The sequence below is a fragment of the Marisediminitalea oceani genome, from assembly GCF_003731635.1.
Classification (GTDB): Bacteria; Pseudomonadota; Gammaproteobacteria; order Enterobacterales; family Alteromonadaceae; genus Alteromonas; species Alteromonas oceani.
Genome location: NZ_RCUA01000070.1, coordinates 58057 through 80450, shown reverse-complemented (window position 1 = coordinate 80450; position 22394 = coordinate 58057). Strand labels below are relative to the sequence as shown.

Sequence of the window (22394 nt, the reverse complement as noted above, 5' to 3'; positions counted from 1 at the left end):
ACCGGGCGATATCCCTACGACTGATAATAACAACACAAACAAATTATGAATGCGTTAACCCCACAATTGTTTCAGGAGGCTCTTCATTCTCAAAAAAGGGTTTTTGCCTGGGGCGTGGCTGCTATCTTGCCCTACGTGATACAACAATATGGTTTCATTTTTGCCGGCATTATTGACGGTCAGTTGCAGGATGAAAGTGCAGAAAGCACGGGACTGCGCTATGGCCTGAATGTGTACTCCCCAACGGTGCTTAAAGAGTACAACAGTAACGAAGTGATTATCATTGTAGTGGCGGATATTCGTCAGTTTGGTGTGGCGATTTCGAAACAAATTGAGGCTCTGGGAGATTATACCTTTTGTTATCTGGATAAACCTGTCCAACAATTACTCTCATCAGTTAGTATTCCCGATTTTACCTTTGCGCCGAACACGACAGGCGATGATCTAGCTGCACCGGATTGTGTGTGTTTGTGTATACCGAGTCTGTCTTTTGGCGGTGCCGAGCGACAAATGTATTTAGTTGCAAAGGGGTTTGTGCAACTAGGCTATCGTGTCCACCTGATCACCTGGACGCCGTCGCGGCCATCAGACTGGCTGGACGAATTGATTGCTATGGGAATCCGCCATCAATCTGTAGCGACTGTTCGCGAAACGGTGGATTCAACGGCTGACTTTTCACCCCAATCAGTGGCTAATGAAATCGCTCCGCTATTAATGGCTAAAGAGTTTTATTTACTGGAAAGGCTTTGTCATTTGCTTGGTCAGATCCGACCATCGAAACTGATTTCTTTTATGGATCAAACCAATATCTTCGCCGGATTGGCGGCGTGTATTACCGATGTGCCAAAAATTGTATTGTCTGTTCGCAGCGCGAAGCCGGACATTTACCATACGCTGCCGCATTATCTGACACTTAATGATATATCCCGGTTGTATCAGAGGGTTCTGAGTCACCCGGCGGTCACACTGTATGCTAACGCCGGGGCAGCATCGGCATATTATCAGCAGTGGTTGTCGCTGAATGCGCCTTTGCCGGTGATCGATAATGCCTGCGAGCTTCACCCGGTAGGTCAGGATGAGAGCGTAGAGCATCTGCTAGTCAGTTATAAGCGCGGCCCGTTGATTTGTGCTGCCATGCGACTTACCGAGGTGAAAAATCCTTTGTTATATATCGATATTATCCAAGGCATCATACAGGCTATTCCTGACGCAAAAGCCATTCTGCTGGGCGATGGAGATATGCGCGAAGAAGTTGAGGAGCGTATTCGTAGCTTGGGGCTCTCGGATAGGGTGATGCTGCCAGGTAATGTGTCTAATGTGCATGAATATTTTCATTATGCTGATCTGTTTATCCAGACATCGGTGGTAGAAGGTTACCCCAATGCGCTGGTTGAAGCTTTATTGTACGGCTGTCAGGCAGTGGCTACCGATGTTGGCGATACCAAACGAGTAATGACAAAGTTTGGCTTTAAAGATCAGGTGTTTAAGTCGCAAAATTCCAACCAGGCGGTTAACATCGCGGTATCGTTACTGTCCCGGGAGCAGAAGGATGCAGCGGCAGATGCACCTCAACTGCAACACCTTAGAGATGAGATGCTGCCGACCAGGGTGTGTGAGCGAATAGTAAATTTGTAATCCGCATGTTTAAGTAATCAGAGCCAAGGCCGATATTTACTTACAGATGCTAATAGAAAAGCGGAGACTCTGGTGCGCTGTTGCAGACTCGAAATAGCTTCAGTCGATCACTAAGTCCGTTGAGTAAAGAAATTAATAATGAAAAACGTGATCATATTTGGCGCGGGTGCCGCCGGCGCCAGAGCTTATCAACACTATAAGAAAACATGCAAGGTTATGGCGTTTATCGATAATGATCCCGGTAAACAAAATACGCGTTTGTTTGGGGTGGATGTGATGTCCATCGAATCAGCAAGCAAATTACCGGTAGACCATATCTACATTGCCTCAGCCAGTTTTGATGCCATAAAACAGCAGCTTGCTGCCGTGTTTACCGAACCGGCAGTGCACATCCGGCAAGTCGAAGAAAAATTTATTGACCCGAAATCAGTGCTAAGGACTGGCTGGTTGTCGTTTTTCGCGGTGATTGGCACGCTATATCTGGTGTTGTTTGCCGTGATTTATTTGCAGGTAAATGCGCATGCTGGTTGATTTACTGGTGCTAACGAGTTGTTGTCTGCTGTTTCGGTTTGTACCCGCCTGGCTAAAGTTACCCGGCTTTGACAGTGACGCCCATTTTTATTTTTATCAGCAACTTAAAACCACACAACAAAGTGCGTTTCGAGGGGTTGATACCAATATTGTCTATTCCCGAAAGTCAAATATACCATTGCTTTGGCACTGGCTGGTGGCTCGGATACCGGTGTCTGTTTCTTATGCGTTCTGCAGTTATCTTAACGCGTTGATAGAGCTGCTATTCTGTATAGTGGTTTATCTGACACTTAGTTTTGTGTTGCCGTCAGCGGCGGCGATTCTGGTAGTGTTGTTGTATTTAACCACACCACTTTGGTTCTCAACCCTTGCCATAGGCCCACGCATCGTTGGTTTTACACCTCGGCTGTCGTGCGAGATTCTACTCAGCGTCTTTTTCTTACTGGTCAGTGTAGGCGGGTCAATGCCTGTGTACTTGATTTTGCCAGTGTTGGTGGTGCTTGCCTATTTGGTAATTTTGTCCTTTAAATTTGGCATTCAGGCAATCGTTTTTATTTCATTATTTTACAGTGTTTTGTCGTTTGACTGGCTACCGCTGATAGCAATTGTTATCGCTGGTGGACTGGCTTTAGTATTTTCTAAAGGGTACTTTGCAGAAGCGTTCTCTGCACAGGTGAAACATCTGGTGTGGTACTTTAAGATGGTCAGGCGTGGTGAAGGCGACATCGTTAAGCGAAATTCAATGCGCGCCTTCCCGGCCTATACAGCCGGTCAGGAGCGCCACTTTCTGGTTGGCGCAATAAAGAGTTTATTGATTTCCAATTCGTACACTATTGTATTGTTAAAAGCGCCTGCACTGGTAATGCTGACTGGTTTTTACGTGGCGGTGTGGTTCACTAATGAGGCCAGTCTGATATCCGTTAATGCTTTTTGGCTGGTGATATCGGCCAGCCTGGTTTTTGTGCTAACGTCTACCCGCCTATTTATTTTTCTGGGTGAGGCGGAGCGTTATCTGAACTGCATTGCCCTGGTTATCTGTGTGGATTTGGTGCGTTATTGTAGCCTTTATGAAATGCAGGGCTTGCTGCTCGGGGTGATGGCTTACGGACTGTTATTTTTTTTTCTGGAGTATATTGTTTATCCATGGCTGGCCAGAGAGCCGGTAAAGGCTACTGAAGATAATGATGATTTATTGGTGCTTAACTGGCTTAAGGATAACGTCCGGCAGTTCACTCTTCTCCTTTATCCCTATCATGCGGCGACGGGATTGTGGCGAATTCTGGGGCAGACTAAACACAAGTTGGTGTTTTGCTTTAACCTCGACAGAGAGTTCAGTAAGCGTTTTGAAAGCCAGTACGGGGCGACTTATCCTTTTACTAATCTGCAAAAAATAGACGACATGGCCGACGATTTCGGTTTGAACTGTGTTGTTATCGACAAATCAAAATTACCCGGCAATGTAGACTTTAGCCCAAGATGGCAGCGTGTTGACGATATACCATGCAAAAAGTACTTAATCCTGGTTGAGCAAGGAATATAAATGAACTTAACAAATAAGCGTTTCTTAGTAATCGGTGGTGCCGGTTTTATCGGCAGCCATGTGGTTGAAGAGTTGTTAAAAACAGACGCCGGTGAAATCATTATTTACGACAACTTTACTCGTGGTAAGCGCGAATATGTTGAGGCGTTCCTTGAGGATCCCCGCTGTTCACTGTATCCGAATGGTGGTGACGTAAGGGAAATTGATATTTTAAATGACGCTTTGCAGGGCATTGATGGAGTATTTCATCTGGCTGCCATGTGGTTATTGCACTGTAAAGATTATCCGCGTACCGCTTTCGATGTAAACATTCAGGGAACTTTCAATGTACTTGAAGCATGCGTCAAAAATGATGTCAAACGGTTAGTTTATTCATCGTCAGCGTCAGTGTACGGAGATGCCGTAGAAGTACCAATGACGGAAGAGCATCCGTTTAATAACCGAAACTTTTACGGGGCTACCAAGATCGCCGGTGAATCCATGTGCCGGGCCACTTATGACCGCTATGGACTGGATTACGTTGGCTTACGCTACATGAATGTATACGGCCCGCATCAGGATCAGACAGCCGCTTACACCGGTGTGGTCCCGATTATGCTTAATAAAATAGACGCCAACGAAGCGCCGGTTATTAATGGTGATGGCTCTCAGGCTTATGATTTTATTTCAGTGCGGGACATTGCCAGAGCGAATATTCTGGCCATGGAAGCCGAAGTCACTGACGAGTTTTACAATGTTGGGACAGGGGTGCAAACCAGTATTAAACAATTATGCGATCTTATTCTCAAGCTCAAACAGTCTGATTTGGAAGTGCAGTATAAGCCCTACAGCAAAGAAGATGCACGAAGAATGGTACAAAATCGCATTGGTTGTCCTGAGAAGGCGAAAAAGGACCTTAACTTTACTTATCAGGATTCGCTGGAAAAGGGGTTGTTGGATCTGATTGCATGGCGTGAATCTCATAAAGGCAAACAATAATGAGCAAGCGAAATATCGCCATCTCTTTACCGAGCACCGGTGAGGAAGAGTGGTTAGCGACCAAAGAATCCATTTTATCGGGTTGGCTTACTCAAGGGCCAAAGGTGGCTGAGTTCGAGAAGCAGTTTGCTCAGTACCACGGGGTTAAACAGGCAATTGCGACCACAAGTTGTACAACCTCACTGCACTTAATTTTAGTGGCGATGGGAATTGGTCCCGGCGATGAAGTACTGGTGCCGGCATTTACCTGGGTTGCTACTGCGAATATAGTCATGTACTGCGGTGCGACGCCGGTGTTTGTTGACGTAGACCCAAAAACTAACAATATTGATATCAGCAGAATAGCCGAAAAAGTAACAAACAGAACTAAAGCCATCATTGTTGTGCACTTGTTTGGGTTATGTGTTGATGTGGCAGCAGTACGTGAAAAATTGCCGCCGCAGGTAAAGGTAATTGAAGATGCCGCCTGTGCCGCAGGCGCAAAAATTGACGAAAAGTACGCCGGTAGCCTGGGGGATGCTGCAGCCTTTTCTTTTCATCCCCGCAAAGTCATTACCACCGGTGAGGGTGGTATGATTACTACCAATGATGAAGACTTGGCCGTAATGATGACCAAGCTTCGTAATCATGGGGCGGAAATTTCCGAAGAGCAGCGCCATCAGGGCCCTAAACCTTACTTGCTACCGGATTTTAATATCCTCGGCTTTAACTATCGGATGACCGATTTACAGGGTTCGGTAGGACTGTCGCAGTTGGCAAAACTTGAACAGTTTATTAAAGAACGACAACGATGGGCGCAGTATTACTGTGAGGTGCTCGCCGATATTGACTGGCTTGGCCTGCCGGAAGTACCTGCCAATGTGAGTCATTCCTGGCAGGCGTTTGTGCTTTATATTGATCCACAAAAGGCTCCCATGACCAGAAATCAGATGATGGAGCAGTTACAGGAGCTGGGCATCTCAACACGTCCTGGCACGCACGCGGTGCATATGCTTAATTACTATAAAACGCAATTTACGTTAACCGACGCTGACTATCCTGGAGCCAGAGCTTGTAACGACAACACCATGGCTATTCCTTTACACAACAAAATGAACGCTGATGACTACCAGTACGTGGTTAATGCGTTACAAATGATAGTCTGATCATGTGCGGCATAGCTGGATTTATTAACCTTAACGGTCAGACTGCAGAGCCACCGCAAATTCAGGCGATGACTGATGCATTAGTTCATCGCGGGCCGGATGGTGAAGGGCATTGGCTGGAACGTAATGTGGCGATGGGACATCGTCGCCTGGCGATTATCGATCTGTCAGACTCGGCCCATCAGCCGATGGTATCGGTAGAGCATCGCTATGTGCTGAGTTACAACGGTGAGGTGTATAACTACCGCGAGTTGCGAAAAGAGCTTGAGGTCATGGGTTACTGGTTTAGCTCTGATTCAGATACCGAGGTGGTGCTTTATTCGCTGATTGCCTGGGGTGAAGAGGCCCTGTTGAAATTTAACGGCATGTTTGGACTGGCGCTTTGGGATCGCAAAGAGCAGAGTTTGCTACTGGCCCGTGACAGATACGGAATCAAACCTGTGTATTATGATTTCTCGGCCGAGCGTTTCATGTTCGCTTCGGAACAAAAGGCTATCGTAAATACTTCAGGTTACCGATCTGCTCTCGATACAGAAGCGCTGTTTGAATACTTCACTTTTCAGAATATTTTTACTGATAAAACCTTTGAGAAAAACATCAGGATATTACCCGCGGGCCACTACCTTAAACTGGATTTGAAAGCGACGGTAATAAAACCGCAGTTTACCCAGTACTGGGATTATTGCTTTCGTGAACCTGAGGGCCCAGTAGATGCCCGGGAGTATAAGGAAGAACTTGACCGTTTAATGTGCCAGGCTGTAGAACGCCAACTGGTTAGTGATGTAGAGTTGGGCGCTTATTTGTCTGGAGGGATGGACTCCGGCTCGTTAACTGCGCTGGCTTCTAATGAGTTGCCCTATATAAAAACCTTCACCTGTGGTTTTGATTTAAGTTCTGCGTCGGGTATTGAACTGGCTTTTGACGAACGCGTTAAAGCTGAGGCCATGTCGGCTAAGTTCAAAACTGAACACTATGAAATGGTTCTTAAAGCCGGCGATATGGAACGGTGTTTGCCGAATTTTGCTTACCATCTGGAAGAGCCCAGAGTAGGGCAGAGCTACCCTAATTATTACGCTGCCAAGCTGGCCAGCAAGTTTGTAAAGGTAGTGCTTTCTGGTGCTGGCGGAGATGAACTGTTTGCCGGCTATCCCTGGCGATATTACCGAGCAGCCGTCAATAAGGACTTCGAACATTACATAGACCAGTATTATGGTTTCTGGCAACGTCTGATGCCAGAGCCTATGCTCGAACAGGTATTTGCGCCTGTCTGGGACGAAGTCAGGCATCTATCCACCCGGGATATTTTTCGGGATGTGTTTAAAAATCATCAGAATGAACTTAATAGTGCAGAGGATTACATCAATCACTCTTTGTACTTTGAGGCAAAAACATTTCTGCATGGGCTCTTTGTTGTTGAAGATAAGCTGAGCATGGCTCACAGCCTGGAAACACGGGTGCCCTTTATGGACAACGATTTAGTTGATTTTGCCATGAGGTGCCCGGTTAGCCTAAAGCTGAATAACCTTTCTGAAGTGGCGAAAATTAACGAAAATGAAGTGAAAGCCAAACGACAGGCGCATTTTCAGAAAACCAGTGATGGCAAACAAATTTTGCGCGATGTGATGTCGCGCTATATTCCGAGTGATATTACATCGTCGGTAAAACAAGGCTTCAGTTCACCGGACGCCAGTTGGTTTAAAGGGGAAAGCATTGACTTTGTCTGTGAACAATTACTCAAACCCAATGCGAGTATCTATAAATTTTTGGATTACGAAACTATTAGTGGCCTGATCAATTCCCATATTAACGGTGAAGAGAATCGTCGCTTGTTAATTTGGTCGTTGCTAAATACAGAGCAAATATTCTCGTCGCAAAGAGAGCACTAATGAACAGGATCGAGATTCTTAAGCGAGACCAAAGCGAACGAATTTATCATTTTCTGGCGAGGCAACCTAAGGCCTTACTGTATTGCAGTCCCAGATACGTTGCTCTGGTAAGTGACTATTTGCAGGCAGATTATTTTTGGCTTGCCCTTTGCAAGGATTGCAAACTGACTGCGCTGTTGCCGGTGATGGTAGCAACAGGGAAGTTTGGCCCAGTCTATAATTCACTGGCGTACTATGGCAGCAACGGCGGCGTTATCGATAGTGCCGATTCATTTTCAAACAAACAAATTTTGATTGACCAGTTTTATTGTTTAGCTGAAGAGGCCGGTGCTTGCTCTGCGACGATCATTACGAATCCCCTGAATGAAGATACGCAGATTTATGATGAAATCACTAAATGTGACTATAAAGATCAGCGCGTCGGACAAATTACTTCATTAGAAGGTATTGTTGATGAGCAATCGCTGTTGGCAAAATTCGAGTCTCCGAGGCCACGGAATATTCGTAAAGCAATAAAGTCAGGTGTGCAGGTCAGTCAAAGTGTAAAACCAGAGGCTATCGATGCGTTATATGCGATCCACGTTGAGAATATGCAAAAAATTGGCGGATTAGCTAAAGAAAAAGCTTTTTTCGACCGATTAACTGTATATATGCAGCAGGGTGACTGGGCGATATTTGAAGCCCGAGTGGGCGGTGATATATCTGCCAGTCTGTTAGTTTTTTACTTCAATCAAACAGTTGAGTATTTCACCCCTGTTGTAAAACAGGAATTCAGAGACACTCAATCGCTCAGTCTGGTGATATTTGAAGCAATGCTAGATGCGGTGAAGCGTGGTTTCAAAAAATGGAACTGGGGTGGCACTTGGTTGACTCAGGATGGGGTCTACCAGTTTAAAAAGAAATGGGGAACAACTGATTACCCATATTTCTATTACACCAAAGTATTTAATGAAGCCGTTTTGGCGACGAGTCGAGAAGAGCTATTAGGTGAGTACAAAGGCTTTTTTGTGTTGCCGTTTAGTGTGCTTTCCCGGGATGTATAGAGCGACTACAGTAACTTTATGTTTAGTAAGTTATTTGTGTTAATGCGGTTTCAGTGCTGGATTACCAGTTAAAAAGTCCTGGATGAATAATATACGTTGCTTTTTGCGGCACAGGGGAAACACATGAACTCCAAATTAATAATTGTTGGCACCGGGTTATTTGCGGAAGTTGCCCGAGACTATTTCGAAGAATACACGGCACTTCAAGTTGTTGCTTTTGCTTGTCACGAGCGGTTTATCACCAAGCCGAAAATCAATGGTGTTGATGTGGTACCTATTGAGACAATTGTCGAGCACTATTCAACCGCCGAGCATAAAGTTTTTGTGGCGGTAGGCTATGGCAAGATGAATAAAATGCGTGAAGCGGTGTATAAAGAAATAAAATCGTTAGGTTATACGTTTTGCAACTTCATTCATCCAGACGTAAAAATATGGAAATCAACGACACTCGGTGAAAATATCTTTATCTTTGAAGATAACACTATTCAACCCTATACCTCGATTGGTGATAATACGATATTCTGGAGTGGCAATCATCTTGGTCATCATTCATCCATTGGCAAACATTGCTTTATATCATCCCATGTAGTGATCTCTGGCTCCTGCCATTTAGGAAATAATATTTTTGTAGGAGTAAATGCGACTTTCCACGACTCACTGAATATTGGCAATGAAGTATTGATAGGCGCAGGGGCAATAGTCTCCAGAGATCTTACTGACAAACAAGTAGTCGTGCCTAAAGCAACTCCTTTGTTTAAGAAAAACAGTGAGGAAATAGGTTTCTGATGGCACTGGAAAAACAACTTAGTCAGGTAGAACAGTTATATTCAACTAACCTTAAGGAAAAAGGCGTCAACTCTACTGCTGTAGGGTGGAACAGCCGCGAATGCCAGCAACTGCGGTTTGACAAGCTCATCTCACTGGTAGCAGAAGAGGAAAGTCCTTTCAGCGTAAATGACTATGGTTGTGGTTTTGGTTCTTTACTTTTGTACCTTGCGAAAAAAGAGCGACGCGTATCGGCTTATAACGGTTATGACATCAGTAACGAAATGCTTGATGAAGCAGGCCGCCAGTTAACAGGGCAACAAGAAACTCGTGTAAACCTGTTCAACGCAAGTCAAATTAACACCCAGGCGGACTTTGGTTTTGTATCTGGTACGTTTAACGTGCGCTTTGATGCCAGTAAAGAAGCCTGGCACCAGTTTATTGAAAAAAAGTTACAGGAACTTGATGCCAACTGTTCAAAGGGGTTCTCCTTCAATTTATTAACTTCTTACGTTGATTGGGAGGAGCCGCATCTATTTTATGGTGATCCATGCTACTGGTTCGATTTCTGTAAACGTTCGTTCTCTAAAAAAGTTACGCTTTTGCATGATTATGACTTGTGGGAGTGGACGATAGTGGTTGACAAAAAGTAAGTCAGTATCACTTAGTCACTATAGAAGCGGTATTCGCCCTACTGCTAAATTTAAACAATTAGGTTGGATGTATGTGGAAAAAGTTAGGCTTAGTATTCTGTCCGGAGGGAACATCCGAATGGATGAGTTCTCATGCCACAGTGCCTACACCTTATCACTTACATGGTGATTTGTGGAGAATATATTTTTCTACGAGAGACAGCAGTCAACGAAACCAGGTAGGCTACGTCGAGGTTGAAATCGCAGAGACTGTCAAAGTTTGTTCGGTGTCCCAGCAGCCGGTAATACCTTTTGGAAAACTTGGGTATTTTGACTGCGATGGTGTATATGCGACATCATTGGTAAAGCATAGGGGCCTGCTGTATTTTTATTATGCAGGATGGAACGCAGGCCGCGACGGCATATTTTATTCTGCGATAGGATTAGCGATTTCTGAGGACAATGGACTTAGCTTCAGAAAGTATACGAATGCGCCAGTGCTGGGGAGGGACCGTGTCGACAAATGGGCTGTGATGGCGCCATTTGTTCAAAAACTGGCAGAGGATAATTGGCTAATGCTTTATACCTCCGGAATTGAGCTATATCACGACAAGGATGGGCAGTTGAAATCGCTTTATGATGTGAAAAGTGCCTATTCTCAGGATGGTCTGGAATGGTTCAAAACTGGTGAAACAGCCATTGGACTCGAAGAAAAAGATACCAATATTGCCAGAGCATGTTTTGGTGTGGAAGACGGCAAATTCAAAGCATTTTATCCTTACGTCAGTAAAGCTCTGGGGAATTATAGAATTGGGTATGCAGAGTCAGCGGATGGGCTTCACTACACCCGAAAAGATGAGCATAACTTGGCCAGCTCCTTGTGCGTTGGGCCAACATTATCGTGGGATAGTGATGCAGTAACTTATCCTCATGTGTTTGAGCACAAAGGTAAGTTTTTTATGCTCTACAATGGCAATGGATTCGGGAAAACGGGTTTTGGGATGGCAGTATGGCAGGAATGAAGAGTAATAGTATTTTTCTGACTTTTGATACAGACTGGCTTAAAGATGATTATCTGCAGCGTACCATTGACTTGCTCGTAGAATTCGACGTAAAAGCAACATTCTTCGCAACTAACGAATCACCTTTACTTCAATCTCTTGATCCTGCTCAGTTTGAAATAGGACTACATCCCAATTTTAACAAAGCTGGTCGCGAACTCGATCTAGATGCTTTACACCGGCTAAAAGCGTTATTCCCACAAGCTGTTGGAACACGGTCACACACTTTGCTGTTTGGCTCACGTTTGCTTTCTTCTTGCCATGCTACAGGGATGCTCTACGAAAGTAATATTTATCTTCACAAACACCTCAACTTGCATCCGGTGCCGAGGACGAAAGAAATGATATCCATTCCATTTAATTGGTCTGATGATAAGCATATCGAATTAGAGCGGCCTTTCGAATTAGGCGAATTACCGACTTTAGATAACCCCGGACTGAATGTATTTAACTTTCACCCTGTTCATATATTTCTTAACACGGATGTATATCAGCGCTATGAAAATGCAAAAGTGCATTTTAACCAGCCGGAAATGACACAATTTATAAATTCTGGTACTGGCATGAGAAGTTTATTTGTTGCGTTATTACAGACAGTTCGCTCATCTTCGCTTTCTACCTTGCTTATGCGGGAGTGTTTGAATGAAAATATCGATTGAGAATATATCCGGAATCAAGGAGATTTCTGCAGTCCAAGACAGGCTCTCTCAAGGGGAAATTATTGTCGTAAGGGGCTTTTTTAGTGAGCAAATAATGGAGCTGTTGGAAAACTCAATAGCAAGGTTATTAGAGAATGAAGCTACATGGATGCCTCTATATGATGAATGTGAGGATTACCATCGTATCAACGATGAGTACCCGAAATCCTATGTGAAAGCTAAAACACACTCATTCATGTTCCATTTTTTTAAAAAAATGAATAGTGATTTACTTCAAGCGACCATGCCTTTGTGGGATCTTAAGTTACAGTGGGGAGGCGTTAATGAAGAATCAGCAAAAAACGCGAAACTGACAGCCTTGCCTTCAGATGGGTATATTGCACGTGTGGTTTCCCACCTATATCCAGCCGGTGGTGGGTATCTGGCAAAACACCGGGACCCAATTAATCAGGCTAACATGATTCAAACTTTAATTGTTGGTAGCCAGTTCGGTCGTGACTTTAAAACTGGTGGATTATACGTGTATGCAACTGATGGTACTCCATTTTTTGTTGATGAGTGCTGTGATAAAGGTGATTTATTATTGTTTGATCAGTCCTTTCAACATGAAGTAAAGCCAGTAGATGTAAAGCAAAATCTTGACTGGGGCTCCATGGCAGGGCGTTTACAACATGTGCTGTTATTTACTCGTTCTGATTATTTGAAGGGAAGTGTGGCAGATGTCGAATCCTAAAAAAGTTATTATCGCTGGATTGAATAACATTCCTGCTAGAAACCTAGTAGATTACTTACTTAAGACAGATTGTGAAATTTCTTTATTGGATGATGGCTTGGTCGGACAATCGGTTTTTGGGATACCCATTGTTTCAATCCAAACCGCATTGGTCACAACAAATGAACAAGCAGTAATTGCCATATTCAGCCCAAGAGCATTCTCTGCGGTGAGTAAAAAACTTCGTAAAAAGGGCTTATGTCCGGTTTCTATAGAGGAGTTTGTTATTGAGCACGACTTGCCTAGAGAAATTATTAATTTCCCTGCAAATCAAGACATCGCTTCATTAACTGATGTAGGGAGTTTTTTTAATGATCGTTTATCAAAATTAACACTAAATGCAATTCGAGATTATTGGCATTCGGGTGACAGAGCAGCACTTACGGATATTCAACAGTCGATTTTCTCCATTTACTTTAATGAGTCTTTTTTAGCCAGTGACGCAATGAAGGTATTTGTTGATGTTGGTGCCTATGATGGTGACAGTTACTCCTCGGCGCTGGACTATTTTACCGGTATAGAAGAGGCTCACCTCTTTGAGCCTTTGCAGAGTATTGATAAGTCGCAATTAAAGAACTCCGGGGCCGTGAATGTATATAGTGTCTGCCTGGGACGCGATGAAAGTATGGTGAGTTTTACTGAACAAGGGTTAAACAGCCATTCCTCCAAGGACGGTTCAATTTCTGTCATGCAAAAAACGCTCGACAGTTTTCAACTCAATCCAACGTTTATTAAAGTCGATGTTGAAGGACAGGATATCGAAGTGTTACATGGTGCAGAAAGCACATTGCAGCATTCAAAGCCCGTCATAGCTCTATCTGTTTATCATCGACCTGAACATTTACGACAAGCGTTAGAATTGTTGTCGGAAAAGTTCAATTACCAACGCTTCTATTTGAGAAAGTACTCTTCTTCAAATGATGAAACAGTTTTGTACGCAGTACCCTAAACATGAACGAACTCCAAAAGTCACAGATAAAATCACTGATAGACACTTTAAATTTAGATCTGTCAGGGCTGACGGTATACACCGAAGCCGCATCAGGGGCATATCTATTTAATCCTTTTGTAGCTCTTATGGCTGGTGCAGAGAGAGTTTACGCGCAATCAACAGACAGTAGTTATGCCAGCTTTGAGCAGGTCAAGCAAAGCAATTTAGAGCTTGCAGAGAAACTAGGCTTTGCTAAGAAGTTTGAAATCTTCAATTTTCGAGACCATCGTAGGCTCAGAAAGTCGGATATTGTCACAAATAGTAATTTTGTAAGACCTATTGACAATGATTTGATTAAACAACTTAAGCCCACGGCATCTTTGCCTTTAATGTGGGAAACCTGGGAAGTGAGAGAGGTTGATTTTGATCTTCAGGCTTGTCGCGATTACGATATTGCTACACTTGGAACTAATGAACATGAGCCACCTGTGGACATGCTGCCTTTTAACGGCCTGCTAGCACTAAAGCTAATATTTGAACTGGGTTACGATTGTGGCAAAGTGTTGTTACTCGGCAGCCCGGATATATTTGCAGGGCCAATGAAAGCGTATATGTCAAAGGTTGGCATACCCGTTACTCGCATTGGCTGCACGCAAGAGTGCGAGCATTCATATGCAGAACTGACTACTCATTTTGAGCAGCACGGCCATGAATATTCATTTATTATCCTAGCTGAACAACAACTTCATACAGAAATATTAGGAAAGCACGGATTCTTAAGTTTTGAGACGGTACAAGCGATAAATCCTCACATCAAACTCGGGGTGATCTCGGGCGGTATTGATGTCCAGGCTCTGGAAAAATGCAACATTGCTTATTCTCCTAAGCGGATTGCCCCTGGTGGTTTTATGAGTTATCAACTCTATCGATTAGGGTTTTTGCCCGTAGTTACTCTATTCGCTGGAGGGTTAAAAGTCGGAGAAAGAATGACTCGTAACCGTTTAGCAGGTATGAGTCGACGGGACGCTGAAGTAGAAGCTTTAACAAGTAGTCCAGCAATGGATTTTCCTGCATAGCGCAGAAGCACTGCGTTATAGATTATGAACAGGAGTAAGTCGGTGTCTGATTCCGGTTATGAGCCAAAATTGTTTAAGCAGTTTTATCAACAAACTCAGCAAGAAAGTATGAGTCGCTTCAGACGGATGAATCCGCTGATGGAAAACGTGGTGTGCTGGAAAGAAAAAGGCAGGTTATGGTGTGGCGAAGATCGCAACGTAACTATCTACGATTCTACGACGCTACACGGTAACGTCGATATCGGCCTGAACACCTGGATAGGCCCCTTTTGTTCACTTGATGGTGGAGAGGTCGGCCTGACTATTGGGAAGAATTGTTCAATATCAGCTGCTTGTCATATTCTTACACATGATTCTGTACGATGGGCACTGTCTGGCGGAAAGGCTGAGTACGAATATGCAGCGACATCTATCGGAGATTTTTGTTTTGTAGCAACCGGTTGCGTCATCACAAAAGGCGTCCGCTTAGGTAAGCACTGCTTGGTTGCAGCGAATAGCGTGGTGACGAAGTCTTTTCCCGATAACAGTATCGTCGGCGGGGTGCCGGCAAAGCGTATCGGTACCGTCGTTATTGATACTGAGGGTGACGTTGAACTCCATTACTTCTCTGATGAGAAGGATAGTTCCAAGTAGCTAAAACGGATAGCACTTAAAGCAGCCTTAGTAATACTGAAGATAGGTTGCTTTCATATATTGGGCGCCAATATTCAAGGAATTTGCGGTTATGACGATAAAGTTATTGAAACCGTATAACCGAACACTTTGTTTATTAGTGCACTATTGCATTGGTGCTGATAATAGCCAGCCCAACTTATTGCCCATTAACTGGAGAGCCAGGAATGCCGTCGAATGCTGCAATGCCATCAAATTTGAATGTCAATTTTAAAAACCATGCTGAAGGCTTTGAGCAGTTATATGCAAAGCAAATTGCCGGTGATAATGGTTTACGTTTTCCTTTAGAGGACGTATATAAGCTGGATTGGCAACGCGGTGTTAATGCCGATGAATATTACAATTATATGTATCGTCGCTTCTCTTCGCATATCTATGACAATGCTGCACTGGAAGATGGCCAAAAAATACTGATCTTAGGCTGTGGTGGCGGTTCAGATGAAAAAAATATTAAGCATTTATACCCGAATACGCAATTATGGAGTATTGATATTTCCTATGAAATGATCGCCAGAGCAATTGCCAGCAAATCACCCAGCCAGTTTGCTCAGGCCGTGGCTGAACTATTGCCTTTTCCCGACGCTTGCTTTGACCGTATTATCTCGCGTGAGGTCATTGAACACGTAGCAAAACCAGACGTCATGATGCAGGAGGTGCAGCGAGTCTTGAAACCCGGTGGTTTGGCTGTCATAACCACAGAAAACGAAGAGTCTTATGCTCTAAATAATGACAAATACGAATCTATGATGGTCATTGTAACTAAATGCCTGCCATTTCTTAAGAAGTACCGCACAAGGCCTGGCAATTATAAAGATGAAGCGCCAAGTCTGGCGGAATTTAAGCACTATTGTGAAGACGCTAACCTAACGCTCACTCAGTATTTTTGGGATGGCGCACTATATAAGTCCTTACCCGTTTTCCAGCATTTACTTGGGCCTTTGCGTCTGGCAAGACTGGCACATTTTGTATCAGGTATTGAGAATAATGCCAGACTTGCTTTTATGCTGTGTGACCAGGTTAAATATATAGTTAAGAAGCCACAAAGTGATGAGGTAGTGAACGAGGTGGCTTATACAATGCCCGGTAGCAGTGAAGCAGTTGTGAGGGTGGATGATGGCTATTGTTCACAAGATGGTGCTACGACATTTAGGGTTAATAACGGTATCGCTAACTTTATACCCGTTGTCGACGAGACTGAAACACCTCAAAGCACCCCAACTGCAGCGAAACAAGCGCGGCCATATTATCGTCTCTTTGCCTGGTGTAAAACCAAAGCCCGCTTTATTTATCGCGCCTTGCTACTGGTAGTAGCGTTTTTTGGCTTGGCGTTTTGTCGTTCCAACAAAAAGCAGGTTTCAAAGTTTGTTCAAAGCGACTTCCTGAAATCCATAATTGTGAAAAACGTTTCATGATACGGCTATAAACTATTCACCTTTAGCGGTTGTGAGAATAGGGTTGTGATTAAAGTTTTTCCCTGAGACTACCTCAGAAATACGCAGTTCCGCAGAAATGTCTGAAAACTTGCGTTAAAACTATCATAATTATCATAGAATGAAATATTCGGGCGCAATTGTTAAGGTTTATCAATTGTGACCGATAAACCTTTAAATACCCATTTTTAGTGTATGGTAATGAACATTTCTCATCTGTTTAGTAACGAAGTCCAGCATCTCAAATCCAATCTGATTATTGTCACTGATAGCAGCGAACACGAAAATCAATCTCAGAATAATGAGTCTTATAGCCTGCAATGGAAAATGGTTGATGAAATAGAAGAGAAGAAAAAAGCCTGGGCGATGCAAAAGCGTTGGTATCTAGAGCTTTATGGGTTTAAAACGGAAGCGAACTTGAAAAGTTTTTTAACAGATAAACAGGTGATATTGGATGCTGGTTGCGGTCTTGGATACAAGGCTGCCTGGTTTGCCGAGTTGGCGCCTCATGCAACTGTAATCGGTATGGATTTTTCAGAAAGTGTATACATTTCAAGTGAATATTTTCAGACTCATGAAAATCTTTTGTTCGTCCGTGGAGACATTGCTGATACCGGACTGAAGGACAACGTAATAGATTACGTGAGTTGCGATCAGGTACTGCAACACACGGAGGTACCAGAGAATACGCTGGCAGAATTTAATCGCATTCTTAATCCGGCAGGCAAGCTGGCGGTTTATGTTTATCGTAAAAAGGCGTTACCCAGAGAGTTGCTCGATACGCATTTCCGAGAAAAAACAAAAGAACTGAGTTACCAGGAAAAGCTCGAGTTTTCTGTACAACTAACTGAGTTGGGCCGCAAACTTTCAGAGTTGCATATTGAGCTGGACTTTCCTGATATCCCGGTGCTGGGTATCAAGGGCGGCAAGCAGGATTTGCAGCGCTTCATTTACTGGAATTTTATTAAGTGTTTTTGGAACCCTGAATTGGGCGAAGAAATCTCAAACTCAACCAATTTCGATTGGTACTCACCATCCAATGCGTACCGTTACAGCAAATCTGAATTCATTGATATGTTAGCCAATGCCGGCTTTGATCTGGATTTTCTTCATGAGGAAGAAGCTTGCTATTCGGGCGTTGCTAATTTACTCCCAAACGCCTAGGGTTAATAATGAAGAAGTTAGGAATTATTGGTTTGGGATATGTCGGGCTTCCTCTTGCTGTCGAGTTTGGTAAAACTCGGGAGGTGATTGGTTTTGACGTTTCCCAACAACGTATTCATGAATTACAGGACGGTAAAGACCGCACCAACGAGGTGAGCTTCGCTGAGCTTCAACAGGCCAGTGGGCTGACTTTTTCTACCTCACTTAACGACCTGTCAGAGGCCAGCATTTATATTGTCACCGTACCAACACCGGTTGATAATCACAAAAAGCCAGACTTCTCACCCTTGCTAAGCGCCTGTACCACCCTGGGTAGCGTGCTTAAATACGGCGATATTGTTATTTTTGAATCGACCGTTTACCCGGGCGCCACTGAAGAGGTTTGCGTGCCCAGACTTGAGGCGCTGTCCGGGTTGGTGTTCAATCAGGACTTTTATGTGGGTTACAGTCCGGAAAGGATTAACCCGGGTGATAAGCAACATCGTCTAGCGGATATCCTTAAAGTGACATCAGGCTCTACACCCGAGGTAGCAGAGGAAATTGATGCCTTGTATGCTTCGATAATTACTGCGGGGACATACCGGGCCAGTTCTATCAAAGTCGCTGAAGCAGCAAAAGTTATCGAAAACACCCAGCGTGATGTTAACATTGCGCTGATAAACGAACTGGCGATCATTTTTAATAAAATGGGCATAGATACCGAAGAGGTATTAAAAGCGGCCGGTACAAAGTGGAACTTTCTGCCATTCAGACCCGGGCTGGTAGGGGGGCACTGTATCGGAGTGGACCCTTATTATCTTACCTACAAAGCCAAAGCGATAGGCTACAACCCTGAAATGATCCTGGCCGGACGCCGCTTAAATGACAATATGGCCCATTATGTGGTAACTCAGTTGATCAAAAAGATGATTAACACCGACATTAAAGTTAACGGTTCGCGGGTACTGGTGCTGGGGATGGCGTTTAAGGAAAATTGCCCGGACATCCGTAATTCAAAAGTTATCGACATCATTCGGGAACTCAAAGACTTTGATGTCAATGTAGACGTGTTCGACCCCTGGGTGAGTAACGCCGATACTGAAGCCGAATTTGGTATTTCGCTGGTCGAGCACCCGCAACCAGCAAGCTATGATGCGGTAGTGCTTGCAGTAGGACATGATAATTGTCGGGAAATCGTTGGTAATATCAAACAGTTCGTAAAATCCAAATCTGTTATTTATGACTTAAAACATATGTTGCCTGCCGCCGAATCTGATTTGCGGTTGTAGCAAAACGAAAAGAGAATGTCTTTGATGCTTAATTTTGCATTAATCGGGGCGGCTGGTTATATCGCGCCACGTCATATGAAAGCTATCAGCGAAACCGGCAATAACCTGGTGGCTGCGCTGGATAAAAACGACTCAGTCGGCATTATTGACCGCTATTTCCCCCAGGCTGATTTCTTTACTGAATTTGAGCGTTTTGACCGTCATATCGATCTGCGCCGGCGTGAAGGCAATCAGGTGAACTATGTCAGTATCGCCTCGCCCAATTACCTGCATGACTCTCACATTCGATTTGCTTTGCGCAGTGGCGCGGATGCTATTTGTGAAAAACCGCTGGTATTGAACCCTAAAAACATTGATGCGCTGGCAACCATAGAAAAAGACACAGGCAAAAAGGTCAATACCATCTTGCAACTGCGTCTGCACCCGAGCCTGATTGAACTAAAAAGAAAAGTGGCCGCGGAGTTACAGGCAAATCCTGATAAAGTGTTTGAAGTCGATCTGACTTATCTCACCAGCAGGGGGAACTGGTACTTCCGCTCATGGAAAGGCGAAACCGCCAAATCAGGCGGGATTGCTTCTAATATTGGCGTGCATTTTTTCGATATGCTGGCGTGGATCTTCGGCGCGGTGAATGAGTCGCTGGTGCATGTAAATCAGGTAGATACGGCGTCGGGGTTTTTGTTTCTAAAACACGCCAGGGTAAGGTGGTTCTTATCGGTGAACTACGATTATATTCCCGAAGCGGTGAAGGTTGCCGGACAGCGCACCTATCGCTCCATCACCGTGGGAAAAGAGGAAGTAGAGTTTTCCGATGGTTTCACCGATTTGCATACTGAAAGCTATCGGCAGATCATTGATGGCGCAGGCTTCGGGTTGGAAGAGGCACGTAACAGTATCAATATCGTGGCAGATATTCGCACCAGGGAAAACACTTCTAATACGTCGCTGGCACATCCTTTCGTGGAAGCTATGAATGGCTGATATCACAATCCACGCCTCTGCCATTGTTGATGACGGAGCACAAATAGGTGCCGGTTCGCGGATTTGGCACTTTGTCCACGTTTGTAGCGGAGCCAAAATTGGCCGAAGCTGCTCATTGGGTCAAAATGTGTTTGTGGGTAACCGGGTTGTCATCGGTGATAATTGCAAAATTCAGAACAACGTTTCGGTTTACGATAATGTTACCCTGGAGGACGACGTCTTCTGTGGCCCTAGTATGGTTTTTACTAATGTGTACAATCCGCGCAGTGCCATTACCCGAAAAGATGAATATCGCGATACGCTGGTAAAAACCGGAGCTACGTTGGGAGCAAACTGCACTATTGTCTGTGGTGTTACCATTGGCCGTTACGCTTTTGTTGGTGCCGGTGCGGTGATTCAGAGTGATGTGCCTGATTATGCACTCATGGTAGGCGTACCGGCCAGGCAAATCGGCTGGATGAGTGAGTTTGGCGAACGCCTCGATTTGCCTTTGTCTGGTGATGCTAAGACAGTGTGTCCTCATCAGCAGGTGACTTATCGTTTATCCGGCGGCCAGGTCAGCAAGGTAAACAGCTAATGCAGTTTATCGATCTTAAAGCTCAGTACGAGTTTGCTAAAAATCGCATTGATAAACGGATCGCCGCCGTGCTTGAGCATGGTCAGTACATTATGGGGCCTGAAGTAAGCGAATTGGAAGAGCAGTTAGCACATTATGTTGGCGTAAAGCATGCCATCACCTGTGCCAATGGCACTGACGCGCTGCAACTGGCACTGATGGCCATGGGAATCGGCCCTGGCGATGCAGTGATAGTGCCTACCTTTACTTTTTTTGCTTCAGCAGAAGCTGTGGCTTTTGTTGGCTCGACACCGGTGTTTGCCGATGTTGACCCGCGTACCTTCAATCTGGATTGCGAAAAACTCGCCACCACAATCCGCCAGGTGGAAGCCAGCTCTTCATTAAAGCTAAAAGCCATCATGGCGGTTGATTTGTTTGGTCAGCCGGCAGCTTATGAACATATTCAGTCCATAGCATCAGCGCACAATCTGCTGGTGATTGAAGATGCGGCTCAGGGGGTTGGCGGCGAACGTCAGGGTAAGCGAGCCGGCAGTTTTGGCGACATCGCCACGACCAGCTTTTTCCCTGCCAAACCACTAGGCTGTTATGGTGATGGTGGTGCCGTGTTCACAAATAATGATGATTATGCCGCATTAGTAAAATCGCTGCGTGTACACGGTAAGGGAGCGGATAAATACGATAACGTCAGAATCGGCATGAACAGCCGGCTGGATACGTTGCAAGCGGCAGTTTTACTCGAGAAGCTGGCACTTTTCCCGGCGGAGCTAGAGCGGCGTCAATATGTTGCGAGGCTCTACAGCGAGGGACTGGAAAGTTGCCCTTCGGTTGTCACCCCTTTGTGCCCCGCGGACGTTACAAGCAGCTGGGCGCAATACACGCTGCAGGCACAGTCAGTCAGTCGCAGCATACTGCAACAAAGTTTACAGCATCAACACATTCCTACCGCGGTATATTATGCCACCTGTATGCACCAGCAATCGGCTTTCAGAGGCGCAGCGCCAACGTTAACAGATTTACCGGTAGCAGAGTCGTTAGCGGCGTGTTGTTTTAGCTTGCCTATGCATCCTTACCTGGCAGACGATGAGGTAGAGAGGGTGATTCTTACGCTACAAAATACGTCGCTATAACTTATCAATTAGCGCATTTAGGTGAGAAGCAACATTACGAATTTCCCGCAGTTTTTCATCGTGAATCTGATTAATGACTGTTTTGAGTTCGGTAGTGGAAATGTCCTGGGTGCGAGGCAGGTAGAGCACTTCTACAATATCCTGTAAATCGTCGAATTTACCCGCCCAGTCATCTCCCATGGCGAAAATAGTAGCCTGCTCCCTGATTAAGTCCTCACGTTTTTGTTCCCAGGTATTTTCCTCAAACACATCATCTACGTATTGGCAGGCCAACAGGACTTCCCGGCGATCGGCGTAGGGGATGATGGTTTTTTTACCCTTAACCAGATTAAATTCGTCAGTAGATAACCCAACCACCAGTTTGTCTCCCAGCGATTTCAGGCGTTTAAGTAATCTGACATGGCCAACATGAAACAGGTCAAAAGTGCCATAGGTAACAACGGTTTTCATGTTGGCTGGACTCCTTAAATTTATTGGGCCGCTTCAATTGTTTTGAGAGTATACATGGGTATCTATCTTCA

General features: G+C 44.6%; 22 protein-coding genes. 21 read left to right on the top strand and 1 reads right to left on the bottom strand.

The genetic code is table 11. The annotated features are described in order from the left end of the window. Window positions 1-45: 45 nt before the first annotated feature. The 21 genes from D9T21_RS17965 to D9T21_RS17865 all read left to right on the top strand — a co-directional run bounded on the left by D9T21_RS17965 (window position 46) and on the right by D9T21_RS17865 (window position 21873). Entirely contained in the window at window positions 46-1635 is a 1590-nt protein-coding gene (locus D9T21_RS17965; protein WP_123326603.1) for a glycosyltransferase, read from the top strand. Window positions 1636-1773: 138 nt separating this feature from the next. Then, window positions 1774-2166 (top strand): hypothetical protein, encoded by a 393-nt coding sequence (locus D9T21_RS17960; protein WP_123326602.1) that lies wholly within the window; start codon window positions 1774-1776, stop codon window positions 2164-2166. After that, complete coding sequence (locus D9T21_RS17955; protein ID WP_123326601.1) at window positions 2156-3706, top strand: hypothetical protein; 1551 nt, start codon at window positions 2156-2158, stop codon at window positions 3704-3706. The genes D9T21_RS17960 and D9T21_RS17955 overlap by 11 nt, the downstream gene beginning before the upstream one ends. Then, entirely contained in the window at window positions 3707-4684 is a 978-nt protein-coding gene (locus D9T21_RS17950; protein WP_123326600.1) for an NAD-dependent epimerase/dehydratase family protein, read from the top strand. Then, complete coding sequence (locus tag D9T21_RS17945; RefSeq protein WP_123326599.1) at window positions 4684-5829, top strand: DegT/DnrJ/EryC1/StrS family aminotransferase; 1146 nt, start codon at window positions 4684-4686, stop codon at window positions 5827-5829. The genes D9T21_RS17950 and D9T21_RS17945 overlap by 1 nt, the downstream gene beginning before the upstream one ends. A gap of 2 nt (window positions 5830-5831) precedes the next feature. After that, entirely contained in the window at window positions 5832-7715 is a 1884-nt protein-coding gene (asnB, locus tag D9T21_RS17940) for an asparagine synthase (glutamine-hydrolyzing) (protein WP_123326598.1), read from the top strand. Beyond that, entirely contained in the window at window positions 7715-8758 is a 1044-nt protein-coding gene (locus tag D9T21_RS17935) for a peptidoglycan bridge formation glycyltransferase FemA/FemB family protein (RefSeq protein ID WP_123326597.1), read from the top strand. Before asnB ends, D9T21_RS17935 begins: the two co-directional genes overlap by 1 nt. A gap of 123 nt (window positions 8759-8881) precedes the next feature. Next, on the top strand, window positions 8882-9544 hold the full coding sequence (locus D9T21_RS17930; protein ID WP_123326595.1) for an acetyltransferase: 663 nt from the start codon (window positions 8882-8884) through the stop codon (window positions 9542-9544). Next, the gene (locus D9T21_RS17925; RefSeq protein WP_123326593.1) at window positions 9544-10176 is read left to right on the top strand and encodes a methyltransferase domain-containing protein; all 633 of its coding nucleotides are present in this window, start codon (window positions 9544-9546) and stop codon (window positions 10174-10176) included. The genes D9T21_RS17930 and D9T21_RS17925 overlap by 1 nt, the downstream gene beginning before the upstream one ends. Window positions 10177-10247: 71 nt before the next feature. Continuing rightward, entirely contained in the window at window positions 10248-11177 is a 930-nt protein-coding gene (locus D9T21_RS17920) for a glycoside hydrolase family protein (protein WP_123326591.1), read from the top strand. Then, entirely contained in the window at window positions 11165-11875 is a 711-nt protein-coding gene (locus D9T21_RS17915) for a polysaccharide deacetylase WbmS family protein (protein WP_164464746.1), read from the top strand. The genes D9T21_RS17920 and D9T21_RS17915 overlap by 13 nt, the downstream gene beginning before the upstream one ends. Then, on the top strand, window positions 11859-12608 hold the full coding sequence (locus D9T21_RS17910) for a hypothetical protein (RefSeq protein ID WP_123326587.1): 750 nt from the start codon (window positions 11859-11861) through the stop codon (window positions 12606-12608). Before D9T21_RS17915 ends, D9T21_RS17910 begins: the two co-directional genes overlap by 17 nt. Further along, window positions 12595-13596: an FkbM family methyltransferase gene (locus D9T21_RS17905; RefSeq protein WP_123326585.1), complete on the top strand. Its 1002-nt coding sequence runs from the start codon at window positions 12595-12597 to the stop codon at window positions 13594-13596. Before D9T21_RS17910 ends, D9T21_RS17905 begins: the two co-directional genes overlap by 14 nt. Window positions 13597-13598: 2 nt before the next feature. Next, entirely contained in the window at window positions 13599-14654 is a 1056-nt protein-coding gene (locus D9T21_RS17900; RefSeq protein WP_123326583.1) for a hypothetical protein, read from the top strand. Window positions 14655-14696: 42 nt separating this feature from the next. Then, complete coding sequence (locus tag D9T21_RS17895) at window positions 14697-15287, top strand: acyltransferase (protein ID WP_164464745.1); 591 nt, start codon at window positions 14697-14699, stop codon at window positions 15285-15287. A gap of 206 nt (window positions 15288-15493) precedes the next feature. Then, window positions 15494-16738, top strand: coding sequence for a class I SAM-dependent methyltransferase (locus D9T21_RS17890; protein WP_123326579.1), 1245 nt, complete (start codon window positions 15494-15496; stop codon window positions 16736-16738). Window positions 16739-16957: 219 nt separating this feature from the next. Beyond that, window positions 16958-17920: a class I SAM-dependent methyltransferase gene (locus tag D9T21_RS17885; protein WP_206427298.1), complete on the top strand. Its 963-nt coding sequence runs from the start codon at window positions 16958-16960 to the stop codon at window positions 17918-17920. An 8-nt stretch (window positions 17921-17928) separates the two neighbouring features. After that, on the top strand, window positions 17929-19188 hold the full coding sequence (gene tviB, locus D9T21_RS17880; protein ID WP_123326575.1) for a Vi polysaccharide biosynthesis UDP-N-acetylglucosamine C-6 dehydrogenase TviB: 1260 nt from the start codon (window positions 17929-17931) through the stop codon (window positions 19186-19188). 24 nt (window positions 19189-19212) lie between these two features. Continuing rightward, complete coding sequence (locus D9T21_RS17875; protein WP_206427297.1) at window positions 19213-20169, top strand: Gfo/Idh/MocA family oxidoreductase; 957 nt, start codon at window positions 19213-19215, stop codon at window positions 20167-20169. Then, on the top strand, window positions 20162-20746 hold the full coding sequence (locus D9T21_RS17870; protein ID WP_123326572.1) for an acyltransferase: 585 nt from the start codon (window positions 20162-20164) through the stop codon (window positions 20744-20746). Before D9T21_RS17875 ends, D9T21_RS17870 begins: the two co-directional genes overlap by 8 nt. Beyond that, on the top strand, window positions 20746-21873 hold the full coding sequence (locus D9T21_RS17865) for a DegT/DnrJ/EryC1/StrS family aminotransferase (protein ID WP_123326570.1): 1128 nt from the start codon (window positions 20746-20748) through the stop codon (window positions 21871-21873). Before D9T21_RS17870 ends, D9T21_RS17865 begins: the two co-directional genes overlap by 1 nt. On the opposite strand, the gene D9T21_RS17860 is transcribed toward D9T21_RS17865, so the two are convergent. After that, window positions 21868-22323: an adenylyltransferase/cytidyltransferase family protein gene (locus D9T21_RS17860; RefSeq protein ID WP_123326568.1), complete on the bottom strand. Its 456-nt coding sequence runs from the start codon at window positions 22321-22323 to the stop codon at window positions 21868-21870. The two genes, D9T21_RS17865 and D9T21_RS17860, sit on opposite strands and share 6 nt — an antisense overlap. Window positions 22324-22394: the final 71 nt, after the last annotated feature.